The organism is Kyrpidia sp., from assembly GCF_023512215.1.
In the GTDB taxonomy this organism is placed as follows: domain Bacteria; phylum Bacillota; class Bacilli; order Kyrpidiales; family Kyrpidiaceae; genus Kyrpidia; species Kyrpidia spormannii.
The window spans coordinates 15,949-33,855 of sequence record NZ_JAILZZ010000037.1; the positions used below are offsets into that span (position 1 = coordinate 15,949).

The 17,907-nt window shown below is 55.2% G+C and carries 17 protein-coding genes; 7 read left to right on the forward strand and 10 right to left on the reverse strand.

What is annotated here, in order from left to right; translation table 11 throughout:
• Window positions 1–11 precede the first annotated feature (11 nt).
• From K6T64_RS12155 to rpmH, 10 genes are all read right to left on the reverse strand, one after another.
• The gene (locus K6T64_RS12155) at window positions 12–875 is read right to left on the reverse strand and encodes a ParB/RepB/Spo0J family partition protein (protein ID WP_288010450.1); all 864 of its coding nucleotides are present in this window, start codon (window positions 873–875) and stop codon (window positions 12–14) included.
• The gene (locus K6T64_RS12160) at window positions 862–1,629 is read right to left on the reverse strand and encodes a ParA family protein (RefSeq protein WP_013077201.1); all 768 of its coding nucleotides are present in this window, start codon (window positions 1,627–1,629) and stop codon (window positions 862–864) included. The genes K6T64_RS12155 and K6T64_RS12160 overlap by 14 nt, the downstream gene beginning before the upstream one ends.
• A gap of 116 nt (window positions 1,630–1,745) precedes the next feature.
• Window positions 1,746–2,600 (reverse strand): nucleoid occlusion protein, encoded by an 855-nt coding sequence (gene noc, locus K6T64_RS12165; RefSeq protein WP_288010452.1) that lies wholly within the window; start codon window positions 2,598–2,600, stop codon window positions 1,746–1,748.
• 80 nt (window positions 2,601–2,680) lie between these two features.
• Entirely contained in the window at window positions 2,681–3,418 is a 738-nt protein-coding gene (gene rsmG / locus K6T64_RS12170; protein ID WP_288010454.1) for a 16S rRNA (guanine(527)-N(7))-methyltransferase RsmG, read from the reverse strand.
• A gap of 4 nt (window positions 3,419–3,422) precedes the next feature.
• Complete coding sequence (mnmG, locus tag K6T64_RS12175) at window positions 3,423–5,309, reverse strand: tRNA uridine-5-carboxymethylaminomethyl(34) synthesis enzyme MnmG (protein WP_288010456.1); 1,887 nt, start codon at window positions 5,307–5,309, stop codon at window positions 3,423–3,425.
• Between the two features lie 9 nt (window positions 5,310–5,318).
• On the reverse strand, window positions 5,319–6,704 hold the full coding sequence (gene mnmE / locus K6T64_RS12180) for a tRNA uridine-5-carboxymethylaminomethyl(34) synthesis GTPase MnmE (protein ID WP_288010475.1): 1,386 nt from the start codon (window positions 6,702–6,704) through the stop codon (window positions 5,319–5,321).
• Window positions 6,705–6,795: 91 nt separating this feature from the next.
• Entirely contained in the window at window positions 6,796–7,536 is a 741-nt protein-coding gene (locus K6T64_RS12185; protein WP_100669060.1) for a YidC/Oxa1 family membrane protein insertase, read from the reverse strand.
• A 14-nt stretch (window positions 7,537–7,550) separates the two neighbouring features.
• Window positions 7,551–7,781, reverse strand: a complete 231-nt coding sequence (yidD, locus tag K6T64_RS12190) for a membrane protein insertion efficiency factor YidD (RefSeq protein WP_288010459.1) — start codon at window positions 7,779–7,781, stop codon at window positions 7,551–7,553.
• 5 nt (window positions 7,782–7,786) lie between these two features.
• Complete coding sequence (gene rnpA, locus K6T64_RS12195; RefSeq protein ID WP_170086717.1) at window positions 7,787–8,185, reverse strand: ribonuclease P protein component; 399 nt, start codon at window positions 8,183–8,185, stop codon at window positions 7,787–7,789.
• Window positions 8,186–8,289: 104 nt separating this feature from the next.
• On the reverse strand, window positions 8,290–8,448 hold the full coding sequence (gene rpmH, locus K6T64_RS12200; protein WP_197945655.1) for a 50S ribosomal protein L34: 159 nt from the start codon (window positions 8,446–8,448) through the stop codon (window positions 8,290–8,292).
• A 443-nt stretch (window positions 8,449–8,891) separates the two neighbouring features.
• Here rpmH and dnaA point away from each other — a divergent pair, with 443 nt between their 5' ends.
• The 7 genes from dnaA to gyrA all read left to right on the forward strand — a co-directional run bounded on the left by dnaA (window position 8,892) and on the right by gyrA (window position 17,731).
• The gene (gene dnaA / locus K6T64_RS12205) at window positions 8,892–10,244 is read left to right on the forward strand and encodes a chromosomal replication initiator protein DnaA (RefSeq protein WP_100666435.1); all 1,353 of its coding nucleotides are present in this window, start codon (window positions 8,892–8,894) and stop codon (window positions 10,242–10,244) included.
• Between the two features lie 201 nt (window positions 10,245–10,445).
• Window positions 10,446–11,576, forward strand: a complete 1,131-nt coding sequence (gene dnaN, locus K6T64_RS12210; RefSeq protein WP_288010464.1) for a DNA polymerase III subunit beta — start codon at window positions 10,446–10,448, stop codon at window positions 11,574–11,576.
• An 11-nt stretch (window positions 11,577–11,587) separates the two neighbouring features.
• Window positions 11,588–11,809, forward strand: coding sequence for an RNA-binding S4 domain-containing protein (locus K6T64_RS12215; RefSeq protein ID WP_288010466.1), 222 nt, complete (start codon window positions 11,588–11,590; stop codon window positions 11,807–11,809).
• A 6-nt stretch (window positions 11,810–11,815) separates the two neighbouring features.
• Window positions 11,816–12,928 carry a DNA replication/repair protein RecF gene (recF, locus tag K6T64_RS12220; protein WP_288010468.1) on the forward strand — a complete coding sequence of 371 codons (1,113 nt, stop codon included), beginning with the start codon at window positions 11,816–11,818 and terminating at the stop codon, window positions 12,926–12,928.
• Window positions 12,929–12,960: 32 nt separating this feature from the next.
• The gene (remB, locus tag K6T64_RS12225; RefSeq protein WP_288010470.1) at window positions 12,961–13,224 is read left to right on the forward strand and encodes an extracellular matrix regulator RemB; all 264 of its coding nucleotides are present in this window, start codon (window positions 12,961–12,963) and stop codon (window positions 13,222–13,224) included.
• Window positions 13,225–13,371: 147 nt separating this feature from the next.
• Entirely contained in the window at window positions 13,372–15,279 is a 1,908-nt protein-coding gene (gene gyrB, locus K6T64_RS12230) for a DNA topoisomerase (ATP-hydrolyzing) subunit B (RefSeq protein WP_100666439.1), read from the forward strand.
• 19 nt (window positions 15,280–15,298) lie between these two features.
• Window positions 15,299–17,731 carry a DNA gyrase subunit A gene (gene gyrA, locus K6T64_RS12235; RefSeq protein ID WP_288010472.1) on the forward strand — a complete coding sequence of 811 codons (2,433 nt, stop codon included), beginning with the start codon at window positions 15,299–15,301 and terminating at the stop codon, window positions 17,729–17,731.
• The last annotated feature ends 176 nt before the right edge of the window (window positions 17,732–17,907 follow it).

Here is a 17,907-nt window from a genome sequence, read left to right on the forward strand (position 1 = left end):
GGATACACCCGTCACTCCGCGCCGGGCGCCAGGAGCGCCAAAAGCCGCTGAAGGTCATCATTCGAGTAGTATTCGATTTCGATTTTTCCTCGTTTCTTCCCCTGATATATTTTCACACCTGTCCCCAGCGAAACCCGAAGAACTTCTTCATAATGGCGCAGGGTCGGGTTTTCCCGGGGAACCGGTTTTCGTGTTTCACGTGAAACAAACGAGTTGAGCCGATGAACGAGGTGCTCAACCGCCCTCACACTTAAATCTTCTTCAACAATGCGCTCCGCCAGCTTGGTTTGTTGATCAGGATCATTCAGGGCCAACAGCGCCCGGGCGTGACCCATTGTCAGTGTTCCACGTGAAACACTCTCCCGCACCTCACTGGGCAAATTCAACAAACGCAACATGTTTGCCACGTGGGATCGACTTTGCCCGACTCGTTCAGCGACCATCTCCTGAGTCATCGAGAACTCCCTCATCAACGTTGCATAGGCTTCCGCCACTTCAATGGGATTGAGATCCTCCCGCTGAAGATTCTCGATCAACGCGATCTCCATAACCTCTCGATCAGAAAGGTTGCGCACAACAACGGGAACTTCCGCCAATCCGGCACGCTCCGCCGCCCGAAATCGCCGCTCACCGGCGACAATCTCATATCCACTCAGCGCCTGTCGAACCACCAGGGGTTGCAGAATTCCATACTCCCGCACAGACTCCACCAGTTCCGCCAGCTTTTCCTCGGCAAAATCCCGCCGCGGCTGGTACGGATTCGGCCTAAGCTCCTCAAGGGGAACACTGGACACCGGGTCATCAGGAGTCACATTGATCTGCGGGATTAGTGCGCCCAGCCCTTTACCCAAAGATGGTCCCTTACCCTTGGCCATGAGACACCACTTCCCTAGCCAAATCCATGTAAACCTCCGCCCCCCGAGATCGCGGGTCGTATTCAATGACAGGCATACCGTGGCTCGGGGCTTCGCTCAAACGGACATTCCGAGGAATAATCGTCTTGTAGACTTTTTCACGAAAATATTTTTTTACATCCTCCACCACCTGCACCCCTAAATTTGTCCGGGCGTCAAACATCGTCAATAAAACCCCTTCCACCTGCAAGCGGCTGTTGAGGTGTTTCTGCACCAAACGAATGGTATTCAACAGTTGGCTGAGTCCTTCCAACGCATAGTACTCGCATTGAATGGGGATCAAAACCGAATCCGCCGCAGTGAGTGCGTTTACCGTCAATAAGCCGAGGGAAGGAGGACAATCAATCAGGATATAGTCGAAACTCCCGCGTAAACTTTGGATCGCACGCCGCAGCCGCACCTCCCGGGACATAATGGGCACGAGCTCGATTTCCGCCCCTGCCAACTGAATCGTCGCTGGAATGATCGACAGATTCTCTGTCCGGGTTGGCAGAATCGCATCCACCGCACTCACATCGTTAATCACCACATCGTAGATGCAGTGTTTAACATCCGCTTTATTGATGCCTATCCCGCTCGTGGTGTTGCCCTGGGGATCGATATCAATCAACAACACCCGCCGACCGAGGCTCGCCAAGGCCGCTCCGAGATTGACCGATGTGGTCGTCTTCCCCACTCCGCCCTTCTGGTTGGTCACAGCAATGACCCTTGCCAACGGAACCACCTCAATCCCTTCTCCTCGCTCATCTATGGCGACCTTTCCTCCGTTCGTCCATCCGCCTTTCTCCTGCTCCACTTTTTCGAGTTCCAGTCCTTGCCTCATCCTTTTACTCAACCGCCCTGTTTTGTCGACCGCTTGGGCACCCGAATGATGAACTCATAAAACTCCTCACCATCCTCTTCTTTCGCCTCGACAGGTACCCCGGACTTCTGAATCATGTCGATGGATTGACGAATCGTGTTCAGAGCGATCCGCACATCTTTTGAAATCCCCGTCCTGCGGCTCCGGGGCTTTCTCACCCGCGCTTCCAACAACTGTTTGATCCTCGCCTCGGTCTGTTTGACACTCCACTCATTCGAAACGATCTCGCTCAACACTTTCACTTGTGTCTCCCCATCGGAGAGGGCCAATAAAGCCCGAGCATGACGTTCGGAGATTGTTCGGTCCATAAGTGCCGCTTGGACCGCCTCAGGAAGTTGCAACAACCGCAACTTGTTCGCGATCGTGGACTGCCCGCGGCCAAGACGCTGGGCCAAACTTTCTTGGGTCAACCCGTGCAGTTCCATCAACTGCCGATACGCCCACGCTTCTTCCACCGGCGAAAGGCTCTCCCGCTGCAAATTCTCAATCAACGCGGCCGTCGCCGCCTGGGAATCGGACATCGCCCTCACAATGGCCGGCACGGTGATCATGCCAATGCGCTTCGCAGCCCGTAACCGCCGTTCTCCAGCAATCAGCTCGTACTTTCCATCCTTCTCACGCACTACTAGCGGCTGAATCATCCCGTGGGTCCGAATCGTTCGGCTCAGTTCCTCCAGCCCTTGTTCATCGAATGCCACCCGCGGCTGGTACGGGCTCGGTACAATGAGTTCGATGGCAATCTCCCGCACCTGCTCCCCCGCTTCCTTACCGTCGGGCTCCCGTTCGCCTGCGTGGAAAAAACGGATCCACGGGTCTTTTCCCATGTGACCTCCCACCTTTACCCCGACCTAACCTCCTACCCCATTTCATTTCGCCATCGATAGGATCGACTCCTGCAACGTCCCTACGTGAGAGGACGCTTTTCCGGAACCCCCGGACGCCGGGGGTACTCTTTTGGCGTTGCAGAGATTTTGCGTACAATCACCACGCTTCTGCCCCCCATCCCGTGAGGCAGTTCATACATGTGCACCGCCTCCACTTCCCCGCCGAGACGACGAATTGCACCCCGGGCCCCTTCCAGTTCCTCCTTGACATCCGGACCTTTCCAGGCCACAGCCACGCCGCCCACCCGAACGAAAGGCAGCAGCAGCTCTGCCAACACCGACATCTCCGCCACCGCCCTAGCCGTCACTATATCGAAACTTTCCCTCCAGCCTGGGCGCCGCCCATACTCCTCAGCCCGCCCGTGAACCACCCGAACCCTGGTCAAACCCAATTCCCCGCACACCTCTTCTAAAAACCATACACGTTTTCGCAACGCATCTAATAAAGATACCGAAAAATCCGGACGTGCTAATGCCAACACTAAACCGGGAAAACCCGCCCCAGTCCCGACATCGACGAGAGAACCGGCCTGAGGCACCTCCGGCAAGCCCAGGACCACCAAACTATCATAAAAATGCTTCCAGTATACTCCCTCCGCGTCGGTCACCGCGGTCAAATTCACTTCCCGGTTCCGCTCCACCAGCCGCCGATCATAAACCTCCAACCCACGCCAAACCTCGGTCTCCAGCATAACTCCCTGCGCTTCCAGCGCTTCTCGTACCTGCCGTACGAGTTCCCCCCTGGAACCATCGGCCATCGCTTTATCTCCCTTTCGCCTGGGCCCTGTTTTGCCCCTCAAGATACACCAGTAAAATCGCGATGTCCGCCGGGCTCACCCCTGAGATTCGGGAAGCCTGGCCGACCGAGCGAGGCTGGACAAGACTCAATTTTTCCCGCCCTTCATGGGACAGTCCCCGAACCTTCCCATAATCCAGACCTTCTGGAATACGCTTTTCCTCCATCCTTCGCATATGCTCCACAGTTTGTTGCTCTTTCGCCATGTACCCCGCATATTTCACCGCAATCTCTACTTGTTCCACCACCTCCGGGTCCAACGCCTCCCGAGGCGGAGCCACCGCCTGAACCAAGGAATAGTCCAATTCTGGCCGCCGCAACAACTGATCGAGCGCCACCGACCCGGACACCGGTGCCGATCCTCGTTCTCGCAACAAAGGCTCCACATCCTCACCCCGAACCCGGGTGCCGCTCAGCCGATCCAACTCTTTTTCAATCCGCTCCCGTTTTTTCATCAGGCGCTCGTATTCCCTCTCGGGCACAAGACCCAATCGGTATCCTTTCTCCATCAGCCGCAAATCCGCATTGTCATGGCGTAACAACAAACGATGTTCTGCCCTGGACGTCAACAAACGGTAAGGCTCGTTGGTCCCTTTGGTCACCAAATCGTCGATCATCACCCCAATGTAACCCTCCGCCCGGCTCAACACCAAGGGTTCACGAGCGAGGACCTTCAGAGCCGCATTAATTCCGGCGACAATCCCTTGCCCTGCCGCCTCCTCATAACCCGAGGTCCCGTTGATCTGACCGGCGGTGAATAGCCCCGGCACCGCCTTCGTCTCCAACGTCGGCCACAACTGAGTGGGTACCAACGCGTCATACTCGATGGCATACCCCGGCCGCAAGATCTCCGCGTTCTCCAATCCCCGGATGGTGTGCAACATCTCCACCTGAATGTCCTCCGGCAAACTGGTGGACATTCCTTGGACGTACCATTCCGCCGTGAAAAGCCCCTCCGGCTCCAAAAACACTTGGTGTGCCGGACGATCGCTAAACCGCACCACCTTGTCTTCAATGGAAGGACAGTAGCGAGGCCCCCGGCCCTTGATTTCACCGGAATACATGGGTGCACGATCCAGGTTGTCCATGATAATTGCATGGGTCCGTTCGTTCGTGTAGGTTAGCCAACAGGGCACTTGCGGCCGCCTCGGCAATCGGTCTTCATGAGAAAAATGCAGCCACTGGTCGTCTCCAGGTTGTACCATCAATTTGGTGAAATCAATGGAACGCCGGTTCACCCGAGGCGGCGTCCCCGTTTTGAACCGCACCAACTGGAACCCCAAGTCTCTCAGATTGTCGCTCAACGCCAAAGCAGGCATCTGACCCGCAGGTCCACTGCTGTAACTGACATCCCCGATGATCACCCGGCCCCGAAGATACGTTCCGGTCGTCAGCACCACTGCCTGGGCCAGGTACTCCGCTCCGGTATTCGTCCGGACCCCCACTGCGCGACCGCCCCGTACCAAGATCTCTTCAACCAAACCTTGGCGCAAAGTCAGACCAGGAGTATATTCCAAGACCTCTTTCATGCGTCGTCCATACAGCACCTTATCCGCTTGAGCCCGGAGCGCACGAACCGCGGGCCCCTTTCCAGTATTCAGCATCCGCATCTGAATATGGGTTCGGTCCGCGTTGCGCGCCATCTCTCCCCCCAGCGCATCGATCTCCCGCACCACAATCCCCTTGGCCGGCCCGCCTACCGAAGGATTGCACGGCATATATGCCACCGCATCCAAGTTAATCGTCAGCAACAAAGTCCGGCACCCGAGCCTCGCCGCCGCTAACGCCGCCTCAGATCCGGCGTGCCCGGCACCCACCACCACCACGTCGTACTCCCCGGCCCGATACCGCACGTTCCTCCCTCACTTCCCTAGACAAAATTGCGAAAAAATCCGATTCAACAGCTCTTCCCCCGCTCGCTCTCCGAGGATATCTCCCAGATGCTCCCATGCCGCCCGCAAATCCACGGCTGCCACGTCGACGGTCCAGCCTTCGGAAACGGCCCTTTCCGCCGCATCCAGATCTTCCCGGGCCTCCTTTAGAAGAGCCATATGCCGCATATTCGTGACCATGCACGAAGAAGCCGAAACACCCTCGCCCCCCAGCACCACCCGAGCCATTCGATCGGCAAGCTCTTGTACTCCGTCCCCGGTTCGGGCAGATACTCGCACAATCCTGTGCTGAGGCAGCTCCTCAAGACGTCCGTCGCCTGTTATCCGTTGTGGAAGATCGATTTTGTTCACGACCAATAAAAATGGACGGTCCTTGATTCTTTCCAACAATTCCAGATCCTCTTTTTCCAACGGAGAACTGCCGTCCAGCACACATAAGACAAGATCTGCCTCTTCCACCCATTTCAGGCTTCTCTCCACCCCGATGCGCTCCACCTCGTCCTCGGTAGTGCGAATCCCCGCTGTATCCAGTATCTGAAACGCCACACCGCGAACGTGAATCCACTCATCCACCACATCCCGGGTGGTACCAGGGATGGCCGTCACAATCGCCCGCTCCCGACCAGCCAGCGCATTCAACAGCGACGATTTTCCAACGTTCGGACGTCCGACAATGGCGGTGCGCACTCCCTCGCGCACCAACCTTCCAACCCGGGATGACGCAAGTAATTCATCAATCTGTTCCCGAACTTGATCCACAGCCTCCCGAATTTGTTCGATGGTCACGTCCTCCACGTCGTGTTCGGGATAGTCGATGGTCACTTCAATTTGGGCCATCACATCTAATAAGATCTCCCTCATTTGTTTCACCCGGGCGGACAATCCACCCTTCAACTGTTCTAACGCCAGTCGGCGGGCGGCGTCGGTTTTCGAGCGAATTAAATCGATCACCGCTTCCGCTTGACTGAGATCCAACCGGCCGTTGAGAAATGCCCGCTTCGTGAATTCTCCAGGTTCTGCCGGTCGGGCCCCGGCCCGAACGACAGCATTGAGCACCCTGCCCACCACCGCCGAACCGCCGTGCGTGTGGATTTCAACAACATCTTCTCCGGTATAACTTCTGGGTGCCTGCATCCGCACCACGAGCACCTCATCCAGGACCTCTGCGGTATCGGGATCCACCACTGCACCATAGACCATCCGGTGGCTCGGTGCATCTTTTAATGACTGGCGACCCCGAAAAATCTGCTCCACCACCTGGACACACCCAGGACCACTGACGCGAATCACGGCGATGCCCGCCTCTCCCGGCGCCGTACCAACCGCTGCAATCACATCTTCCGCAACCGTTGCCATGCCGATCACCTCCGCAAACAAAACGAGGCGACCGTCTTCGGACAGTCCGCCCCGCCAAGCCACCGCACCCTTCTCTCATTCACGAAGACCTTCAACGCACCTGTTTCTCTACGCTTGTTCGGGTATGCTTGGTAAAAAAGTAATACTGAATAATCGTCAACAAGTTCGTATACACCCAGTACAAAGACAAGGCCGACGGCAATGAGACAGCGATGAAAAGGATCATCAGGGGCATCATCACGAGGATCATCTGCTGCTGCTTGTCGTTCGTCGTCAGCATCATCTTTGACTGAATATAAGTTGTGACCGCCGCGAGGATGGGGAGGATAAAATAGTGGTCAGGTTGCCCAAGCGGCCATATCCCGAGAAACTGGTGTGCCTGAAGCATGGCGTTCGAACGGATCGCTTGGTACAATGCCCACAGAATCGGCAATTGGATCAAGGTCGGGAGGCACCCCGACAACGGGTTCACCCCGGTTTGCTGAAACAATTTCACCATTTCTTCGTTTAGCTTTTGCTTGTTATCCCCATACTTCTCCCTGAGCTTCTGGAGTTGCGGCTGCATCTCCTGCATAACTTTGGAATATTTCATCTGACGCAGCCACAGGGGCAGTGTAATCAACCGGATCAGGATCGTCACCACGAGAATCGCGATACCATAATCGTGTGTCCACCGGGCGAACAGATCAATACCGTCCGAAAACCAACCGACAAAAGCCCCCCACCACGTCGCACGATCCACCGGGGCCACCGTTGTCGGAGCGACGGAACAACCGGTCAAGACCAAAAGCCCCATCGCCGCCCCAAACAGCAACTTCAGCCGCTTACCCAACCAACATCCTCCTTTTATGCCTCGCCGTTTTCTTTCGGCGGCACTGGGTCGTATCCACCGGGATGCCAAGGACCGCACTTCAGCAACCGCTTCGCGGCGAGCAACGATCCTTTTCCCAATCCGTGAATCGTAATCGCCTGGACTGCATACTCGGAACAAGTGGGATAAAACCGGCAACTCGGAGGCGTAAGGGGCGAGATCAATCGCTGATATCCTCGTAAGGGTAAGATAGCCAGCCGGCGCACCACCCTCACCCCTTTTTGGAAGAACGACCTTTGCGCGGTGCCGGACTCCTTCGATTCCCCCGTTGCCCGCCGCGGCGTACCGCCTTCTCCACCAAGTCGGACACGCCCCGGTAAAGCTGCTCGAAGGAAGCGGCGTCGCACCCGGGCCTGGCGATGACCACCAGATCCCACCCTGCGGGTAACCGTTCCCCTTGGCCCCGGACGGCTTCCCTCAGCCGTCGCTTCACCTTGTTTCTCACCACGGCTCCGCCAACCTTTTTGCTCACCGAGAACCCCGCTCGCCACGGTCCACCGTCACCTCGGTTCCACACGTATACCACAATCTCTCGATTGGCAACCGATACCCCTTTTTGAAAGACGCGTCGAAACTCCTCTCGACTCCGCAGCCGGTTTTCCGCACGCATACTGACCCCTATCTTTCATCCTCTAGTATAGCGATCCCCGCGCCTCCGTAAACCGCCCTTGCGGAGCGACATCCTATGAAGAAAAAGGCCACTTCTTCGTGGCCTCAAGCAGATAGCACCTTTCTCCCTTTCTTCCGGCGTGCGCGAAGAACTTTCCGCCCGCTGCCTGTACTCATCCGCTTCCGAAAGCCGTGCACCTTCTTCCGGTGCCGCCGATTCGGCTGGTATGTCGGTTTCACCCTTACACCTCCATCTACAGGCATATCCGTCCATTCTCCGCCATTTTACCTTCGCCCCCAACCTCTGTCAACCGAAAGACGCATCGCTTCTTTCGACAAAATCCGCGCACAAACTTATCCACAATCCACAGCCTGTGGCTCTCCGCCTGTGACAAACGTGGATAACCGCCCGGATCTGCCCATCACCATCTTTTGGCCCCGGCCATTCCATCTGCTATCATGGGAATACTCACATGTGGACAATCCCGCTCGTTCTCTGCAGTTATACACACCTGTGGATAACTGTGTGGACAGCCCGTCCACAATGTGGATAACACTTGGTCGCTATCCACAAAACCTTCGGCGCCGTTGCCGTTTGCCCTCATTCCACAGGAACTGGGAGGGCATCCTTTTGCCGTTTTTCTGTGGATAACTGGCACTCTTCCTGTGACTAACGTTACCGCACCCGTGTAAGGAGGCACTTTTTTATGGATCCCCGCGCGGTCGAACTTTGGGAGCAATCCCTCTCCATACTCCGCACCCAGATCAGTCCAAACACCTTTGAAACGTGGCTCTTAAAGGCATCCCCGGTTACCCTGGATGCCAACACCCTGGTGGTTCGAGTTCCCAATATGCTGGCCCGGGACTGGCTCGAACGCCACTATACGCCTCTGGTGCAGGAAGCACTCTACACGATTCGCCGCGAGCCTTTGTACGTTCGATTTGTCCTGCCGGACTCGGTGCCCTACGAACAACCGGCCTCCCAGGCGACTTCTGCTTCCCCGGCGCCGATGAGGACTCATGACGACTTTCCACCACCCCAACTGAGCAGTAAATACACATTTGAAAGCTTTGTCGTCGGGGAGAATAATCGATTCGCTCACGCCGCCTGTCTCGCCGTGGCAGAAGCTCCTTCCCTTTCTTATAACCCTTTGTTTATCTACGGTGGGGTGGGTCTTGGCAAGACGCACCTCATGCAGGCAATCGGGCATTACGTGTTGAAACATCATCCCGAAAAGCGCGTGGTGTACATATCCACGGAACAGTTTACGAACGAATTCATCAACGCCATTCTTTATAAAACCGTTCCCGATTTTCGCAATCGTTATCGCTCCGTCGACATTCTCCTTGTGGACGACGTTCAATTTCTCGCCGGCAAGGAACAAACTCAGGAGGAATTTTTCCACACATTTAATACACTGCACCTCGAGGGAAAGCAGATTGTCCTCTCGAGCGACAGACCTCCAAAGGAAATCCCTACCCTGGAGGACCGCTTGCGCTCCCGCTTTGAGTCGGGACTCATTACAGACATCCAACCCCCCGATTTTGAAACCCGGGTGGCGATTTTGCGCAAGAAAGCCAAAGCGGAAGGTCTGGATATCGGCGAGGACGTGATTTCGTTCATTGCTTCCAAAGTCAACACGAACATTCGGGAGCTAGAAGGAGCACTCATTCGCATCGTCGCCTACTCATCGGTGGTCAACCAAGACATGAATCCTGAATTGGCGGCTGAGGCCTTAAAGGACATCATCAATGCTGACCGCAAACAAACCATCACCGTCTCCGACATTCAAAAGGCGGTGGCCGAACAATTTTCTTTGCGCGTCGAGGATCTGAAGGCTAAGAAGCGCACGAAGTCGGTCGCTTTCCCCAGACAGATCGCCATGTATCTCGCCCGGGAAATGACCTCTTTATCCCTGCCACGAATTGGCATGGAGTTTGGGGGCCGCGACCACACCACGGTGATGCACGCCCACGAAAAAATCATTCGGGCCCAAGCGGAAGACCCTGATCTCGCCGAGTTGATCCAACATCTGAAAAACCGCTTGCTTCATGCGTAGAGTCATACACAGTGAGGACCTTAATGGAGCATGTTATCCACAGCCTCATCCACAAGAAAATCAGCGCAGCTGCAGCTTTCATTGGACTTGTCCACAATTTACCTGCACTGATTATGACGATGAATTTTATGTTTTTATCCTCTTACTCCTACCGTATGTAAACGCTAAGCCTTTTAGACCGCATCCAAGGAGGTTTTTCTCTTGCGAATCCACATTCACCAACAACGTCTAGGTGCTGCTTTGCAACAAGTGCAACGCGCAGTTTCCGCTCATTCCACCATGCCGATTCTCGGGGGCATCAAGCTGACTGCCGACGTGGACGGGCTTCGTTTGATGGCCACCAACCACGAAATCGCAGTCGAGACTTACCTCGCCGCGGACTCGGATGAAACCCTGTCCATCGAGGCGCCCGGATCAATCGTTTTGCCCGCCCGGTATTTTGTTGAGTTGGTCCGGAAACTCCCCGACCCTTGGGTTCATTTAGCCGTTCAACAACCTTATTCCGTGCAAATCACATCTGCGAAAGCGGCTTTTCTCCTTCATGGTTTCGATCCGGAGGAGTTCCCCCGTTTGCCCCAAATTACCTCCGATCAGCCATTTCTCATTTACAGCGACAACCTGAAAGATGCCATTCGCCAAACTGTCGTGGCGATCGCAGCCGAGGAGACGCGACCGGTTCTAACCGGGTTGTGCATGAAGTTTGACGCGGACTCCATCACCTTCATCGGTACCGACAGTCATCGCCTGGCTTCACGAAAACTATTTTTACAAGGGGGGCCGGAAGGTGCGTCCGAAACTGCTGTGGTTCCCGGCAAAAGTGTTCATGAGCTAGCCCGACTTCTCCCAGAGGACGATACACCCGTCGCCATGACCATAGCGGACAATACCCTTCTGGTTTCTTCCGAGACCACCCGGTTTTTCACAAGGCTTTTGGAAGGACAGTATCCCGATACGTCAAAAATTATTCCAACCACTTTTAAAACTCGTATCCATATCCGCAGGGACCCTTTTGCTTCGGCGCTGGAACGCGCCTTGCTTATTGCCCGGGAAATGCAGAATCAAGTCGTTCGCCTCCAACTGCAATCGGATCGAATCGAACTCAGCGCTCATTCCCATGATGTTGGACGGGTATCGGAACAAGTTCCCCTCGACCAATTTTCTGGTGATGCACTGACTATTGCCTTCAATGGGAAATATATGCTGGACGCCGTGCGATCCTTTGACGGGGAACAACTAACTGTCGATTTTACCGGAACGATGAGTCCCATGGTTCTTCGTCCAACAGATGGGCAGGAATATTTGCACCTCGTGCTGCCTGTTCGAACCGTCTAGGGAGGTGCACCATGCAGGAGATTGAAGTGGTTGTGACGAATGAATTTATCACTCTGGGGCAATTGTTGAAACGACTGAATCTGGTTTCCACCGGGGGAGCGGTCAAGGCATTCCTGGAAACAGAACCGGTTTACGTCAATCATGAGCGTGAGACCCGCCGGGGCCGGAAGCTCTATCCCGGAGATCTCGTTTATTGTCCCGACAGAGGCATGTGGCGGATTCGCGGGGAATGAGTCGAAATGCGTCTTGAGTCTCTCCAGCTGCTCCACTTTCGCAATTACCCGCATCTCAAACTGGATACCCGAGCTCCGGTCAATGTGTTTATCGGGGAAAACGGGCAGGGGAAAACCAACGTCCTGGAAGCGATCGATATCCTGGCGTTGACGAAATCCCACCGAACCCACCGGTTAGCGGAGTGCATTCAGTGGGGAGAGCAGTCCGCCCTGATCGAAGGTCGCGTCCAGCGGAAAACGGGATCTTCGGAACTGTCGGTGACCTTGACGTCGTCCGGAAAGCGGGCGGCGGTGGCAGGGGTTGAACGCCCGCGCATCAGTGATTACGTAGGGATGTTGAACGTCGTGCTCTTTACCCCAGAAGATCTCCAGTTAATCAAGGGTAGTCCCCAGGTCCGACGCCGCTTTTTGGATATGGAGATCGGCCAGATTAGCCCCGTGTACTTGCGGGATCTTCAGCAATACGTACGGGCCTTGTCCCAGCGAAATCAATTGTTAAAGTCTGCCAATACCAACCCGACGGAGCGTATCACGGACACTCTTGATATTTGGGACGACCAATTGGCTCGTCACGGCAGTCGAGTCATTCTGCGCCGGGCAAAGTTTGTGCGTACGTTGGAGCGACATGCCCGGGAGATCCACAGCCGAGTTAGCGGGGACCGGGAAGTTCTCTCCCTTTCTTACGCCAAGGTGTCTCCCGAACAGACGCCGGAGCAGGTGTTCCAGATGTATCTCCACGAGCTTCGGGCCCGACGTTCTCTCGATCTGGCCCGGGGCATGACTTCCGTTGGACCCCACCGGGATGACCTGGTGATTTTGTTAAACGACCGGGAGGCAGCCGCTTTCGCTTCTCAAGGTCAACAGCGAACGGCTGCGCTCTCTTTGAAACTGGCGGAGATTGAACTGATCCGAGAAGAAGTGGGAGAATACCCAGTGTTACTACTCGACGATGTCCTTTCGGAGTTGGACCCGGTGCGCCAAGTCCATCTCGTATCGGCTATGGGGGCACAGGTACAGACTTTCCTCACCACCACGCATCTTGAAGGCCTTGGCTCCCTGGCAGGCGCCCTTCAAGTGTTTGTCGTCGAAGCAGGGCAGATACGAGCGAAAACACCCTAGCGATCGCGCCGGGAGGAACACTGGGAAAAGGAGTGTCCATTTTGTTTATTCATCTCGGCGGGGATATGATGGTGTCAACGAAAGATGTGATCGCCATTCTCGATACCAAGATGGTGAATGTCTGCGATGATACCCGCCGCTTTCTTCAGGCGGCCGATGGAAAGGGGCTCGTTTTTCGGGTAGAATCGGGTCAGGAGAAATCGATCGTCATTACCGAAACCCGGGTTTTCATTTCCCCCATTTCTTCCCTGACGCTGAAAAAGCGGGCCGGGTATATCACCGAAGTCGACGGGTAACTTGCCGAGAGGGGCGGATTTTTGCGCTTTTTCCCGCCCTATGCTAAAATTTGAACCGCGAATGTTACGTACGCCTGATTGGATTCAGGCTTCTTTTTTGTCAATGATCTGCCATCAGGCATGTGAGGTCTTACGGGAGGGTGGTCAATGGCCGAAAAATCCAACCTCACCTATGATGAATCGCAAATCCAAGTTCTTGAAGGACTTGAGGCCGTTCGCAAAAGGCCAGGTATGTACATCGGTGCCACCAGCAGCCGCGGACTTCATCACTTAGTGTGGGAGGTCGTCGACAACAGCATCGATGAGGCCTTGGCGGGTTATTGCGATCGCATTGTCGTCCGGGTCAATCCGGATAACAGCGTAACCGTGATCGACAACGGCCGCGGAATTCCCGTGGGCCCTCACCCGAAACTAGGGAAGCCTACGGTAGAAGTAGTTCTCACCGTGCTTCACGCCGGTGGAAAATTTGACGGGAAAGGCTACAAAGTGTCGGGTGGTTTACACGGGGTCGGCGTGTCCGTCGTTAACGCCCTCTCCGAATGGCTGGAGGTGGAGGTCTGGCGGGAGGGATCGGCTTACCGTCAGCGTTATTCCCGGGGCGTACCCGTCACACCGCTTGAACGACTCGGTCCCACAGACCGAACCGGCACCCAGGTCACCTTTAAACCGGACCCGGAGATTTTTGAAGATGTCGTTTTTCAATACGATATCTTACAAGGCCGCCTTCGGGAGTTGGCTTTTCTGAACGCCGGGGTCACGATCATCCTCGAGGATGCCCGGAATGGCCACCGTCAGGAGTTCGCTTACCAGGGGGGCATCCGCTCCTTTGTCGAATACTTGAACCGATCCAAGGAAGTTCTCCATCAGCCGCCGGTCTACATCGCCGCGGAAAAGGATGACGTCGTCGTCGAAGTGGCCTTGCAGTATAACGATGGGTATGTCCCGAGCCTATACTCTTTTGCGAACAACATTCACACCCACGAAGGGGGCACGCACGAGTCCGGTTTTAAAAGCGCCCTAACCCGGGTGATCAACGATTATGCTCGAAAAAACAACCTCCTCAAAGATAGCGACAGCAATGTCACGGGCGAAGATGTCCGGGAGGGCTTGACGGCGATTATCAGCGTAAAGATTCCCGATCCCCAATTCGAAGGCCAGACCAAAACAAAACTGGGAAACTCCGAGGTTCGCGGCATCGTCGAATCGGCTTTTGGAGAACGCTTCGTGGTTTTTCTCGAAGAAAACCCGGCAGTGGCCAGGAAAATTGTCGACAAATGTATTACCGCAGCCCGAGCCAGGGAAGCGGCGCGCAAAGCCCGGGAACTGACGCGGCGAAAGAATGCCTTAGAGGTGAGTTCCCTTCCTGGAAAGCTATGGGATTGCTCGTCAAAAGACGCCTCTGAATCCGAATTGTACTTGGTCGAGGGGGACTCGGCGGGCGGGTCTGCAAAAAGCGGGCGAGATCGACATTTTCAAGCGATCCTTCCTCTCCGGGGCAAGATTCTGAATGTGGAAAAGGCGCGCATGGATAAGATCTTGTCCAACAACGAGATCCGGGCAATCATTACAGCCATCGGAACGGGTATTGAGCCGGATTTTGACATTTCCCGGGCGCGGTATCACAAAGTGGTAATCATGACCGATGCGGATGTGGACGGATCCCATATCCGAACGTTGCTCCTCACCTTTTTTTACCGGTACATGCGCCCGCTAATTGAGGCCGGTTACGTCTACATCGCCCAACCGCCTCTTTACCGCATCCAGAAGGGCAAAGTGGTTCGGTACGCCTACAGCGACAAGGAACGGGACCACATTGTCCACGAGTTAAAAGGTGATGTGAATGATATCCAACGCTACAAAGGTTTAGGAGAAATGGACGCCGAGCAATTGTGGGAGACCACCATGGATCCAGAAAGCCGAACGTTGCTTCAGGTGAGCATGCAGGACGCTATTGAGGCGGACGCGATTTTTTCCGTGTTGATGGGCGATCGAGTGGAACCCCGACGCGAATTTATTGAAGCCCATGCTCATTTTGTCCGCAATCTCGATATCTGAGCGGAAAGGAGCAAACTGAATGGCCGATCCCGGAAAGATTCTACCCGTCGATATCAGCGAGGAGTTGCGCCAGTCTTTTCTCGATTACGCCATGAGCGTAATTGTGAGTCGAGCCATTCCAGACGTCCGGGACGGGTTGAAACCGGTTCATCGCAGAATTCTTTACCAAATGCACCTTTTGGGGATGACGCCCGATAAACCGTATAAAAAATCGGCTTGGGTCGTAGGTCAAGTCTTGGCCAAATTCCATCCTCACGGCGATGCGGCCGTATACGACGCCCTGGTGAGGTTGGCCCAGGACTTTTCCACGCGGTACCTGTTGGTGGACGGGCACGGCAACTTCGGTTCCGTGGATGGCGATGGAGCCGCGGCCATGCGATACACCGAAGCTCGCCTGTCGAAAATCGCGCTGGAACTACTTCGGGACATCCAGAAAGAGACGGTGGACTTCGGGGATAACTACGACGGGAGCGAAAAAGAACCTCTCGTGCTTCCTTCGAGGTTTCCGAACATCCTCGTCAATGGGTCTACAGGTATCGCCGTAGGCATGGCGACCAACATTCCTCCACATAACCTGGGGGAAGTGATTGACGGAGTCGTCCATCTGATCGATCACCCCGACGCCGGGGTGGAGGAACTCATGCAACATATCAAAGGGCCCGATTTTCCCACCGGGGCGTTGATTCTCGGACGTGAGGGGATCCTGGACGCGTATCGCACGGGACGCGGAAGTATCATTTTGCGGGCGGCTACACAGATTGAGGAGGCCTCGGGGGGCAAAACGCGAATTGTCGTCACTGAAATCCCTTACCAGGTGAACAAAGCCCGTCTTGTGGAAAAGATTGCGGAACTTGTTCGGGAGAAACGAATCGACGGGATCACCGATTTAAGAGACGAATCGGACCGCCGGGGCATGCGAATTGTCATCGAATTGCGCCGGGACGTCAAACCACGAGTGGTATTGAACAATCTTTTCAAACATACCGCTCTGCAAACGAGTTATGGGGTTATCATGTTGTGTTTGGTGGATGGGCGGCCCAGGGTCTTGAACCTGGGAGAAATGCTTCGGTATTACCTGCGGCATCAGGAAGATGTCATCCGTCGTCGAACGACCTACGACTTGAAAAAGGCCGAAGCGAGGGCTCATATCCTGGAAGGCCTGCGAATCGCCCTCGACCATATCGATGCGGTGATCGAATTGATTCGAGGGTCTAAGACGGTGGAAGAAGCCCGGACTGGGTTGATCGAACAGTTTCACCTCAGCGAGGAGCAGGCCCAGGCTATTCTCGATATGCGCCTGCAGCGGTTGACCGGATTGGAACGCCAGAAGATCGACGAAGAGTACGCGGAATTGGTGGAAAAAATCAAGGAGCTGCGAGCGATTTTGGCGGACGAGAAAAAAATTCTCGGGGTGATTCGCGAAGAATTGTTGGAGATTAAGGCGAAATATGGCGATGAGCGACGCACCCGCATCACCGCCGGGGAAGGAGAAATTGATGATGAGGATTTGATTCCCGTGGAGGAGGTGGCCGTCACTTTATCCCACGACGGGTATATCAAACGTCAACCCATGTCCCTTTATAAGAGTCAACGGCGAGGCGGTCGCGGGATTACGGCAATGGGCACCAAAGAGGAGGATTTTGTCGAACATTTGTTTATCACCTCCTCTCATCACTACCTGTTATTCTTTACGAATAAGGGTAAGGTGTATCGGTTGAAGGCTTACGAAATTCCGGAGTTGGGGCGCGCCGCAAAGGGAACTCCCATCGTCAACCTGTTGAACGTCGACCAAGGAGAAAAGATCTCGGCGGTGATTCCAATTCGGTTGACCGATGGCGGACAATATCTGATCATGGCGACCCGGGAAGGGACGATTAAAAAAACGCCGTTAGATGAGTTCGAAAACATTCGCCGGGGGGGCTTGATGGCCATCAGTCTCCGGGAAAACGACGAATTGATCGCGGTCCGGATGACAGATGGTTCTCGGGAGTTGATTCTCGGGACGCGATCCGGGATGGCGATTCGCTTTCCGGAAACGGATGTACGATCCATGGGCCGCGGCGCGGCTGGTGTAAAAGCCGTGGATTTGCAGGACGGTGACGTGGTCATCGACATGGATGTGGTGGATCCGGACGGAGATGTCCTGGTTGTCACCAATCGCGGATTTGGGAAACGCACTCCCATCACGGAGTATCGTCATCAGTCCAGGGGTGGCAAAGGGATTCGAACTCTGCATGTCACGACCCGAACCGGATCCGTGGTAAGTCTCAAAATGGTGAGGAACGATGAGGACCTGATGGTGATCACCACAACGGGCATTGCCATCCGCATGCACGTGGATGAGATCTCGGTCCAAGGTCGGAATACCCAAGGAGTGAAGCTGATTACTCTAAAAGAAGACGAAGAGGTTTCCACGGTGGCGAAGGTCGTCTGTGCCGGAGAGGGGAACTGACCCTGGGAGCGGATGGCAAGGCGTAGCACAGCATCGGACGGTGGAAAATCGCGCATTCCCGAGCGTGCGGGCGCATGGGGGCGAATGAAGCCGGTTTCTCTGCCGAAATCGGGGATCGCCCGGGTTGTGTCCGGGCCCTCAAAGGGCCTATAATTCTCCTCGCTGCCCCGATGGGC

What these genes read in the sequence shown, in the direction of transcription:
- K6T64_RS12155 (WP_288010450.1), bottom strand. Translation starts at nt 875, where the DNA reads ATGGCCAAGGGTAAGGGACCATCTTTGGGTAAAGGGCTGGGCGCACTA.
- noc (WP_288010452.1), bottom strand. Translation starts at nt 2,600, where the DNA reads ATGGGAAAAGACCCGTGGATCCGTTTTTTCCACGCAGGCGAACGGGAG.
- rsmG (WP_288010454.1), bottom strand. Translation starts at nt 3,418, where the DNA reads ATGGCCGATGGTTCCAGGGGGGAACTCGTACGGCAGGTACGAGAAGCG.
- mnmE (WP_288010475.1), bottom strand. Translation starts at nt 6,704, where the DNA reads ATGGCAACGGTTGCGGAAGATGTGATTGCAGCGGTTGGTACGGCGCCG.
- rnpA (WP_170086717.1), bottom strand. Translation starts at nt 8,185, where the DNA reads ATGCGTGCGGAAAACCGGCTGCGGAGTCGAGAGGAGTTTCGACGCGTC.
- rpmH (WP_197945655.1), bottom strand. Translation starts at nt 8,448, where the DNA reads ATGCCTGTAGATGGAGGTGTAAGGGTGAAACCGACATACCAGCCGAAT.
- dnaA (WP_100666435.1), top strand. Translation starts at nt 8,892, where the DNA reads ATGGATCCCCGCGCGGTCGAACTTTGGGAGCAATCCCTCTCCATACTC.
- K6T64_RS12215 (WP_288010466.1), top strand. Translation starts at nt 11,588, where the DNA reads ATGCAGGAGATTGAAGTGGTTGTGACGAATGAATTTATCACTCTGGGG.
- recF (WP_288010468.1), top strand. Translation starts at nt 11,816, where the DNA reads ATGCGTCTTGAGTCTCTCCAGCTGCTCCACTTTCGCAATTACCCGCAT.
- gyrB (WP_100666439.1), top strand. Translation starts at nt 13,372, where the DNA reads ATGGCCGAAAAATCCAACCTCACCTATGATGAATCGCAAATCCAAGTT.
- gyrA (WP_288010472.1), top strand. Translation starts at nt 15,299, where the DNA reads ATGGCCGATCCCGGAAAGATTCTACCCGTCGATATCAGCGAGGAGTTG.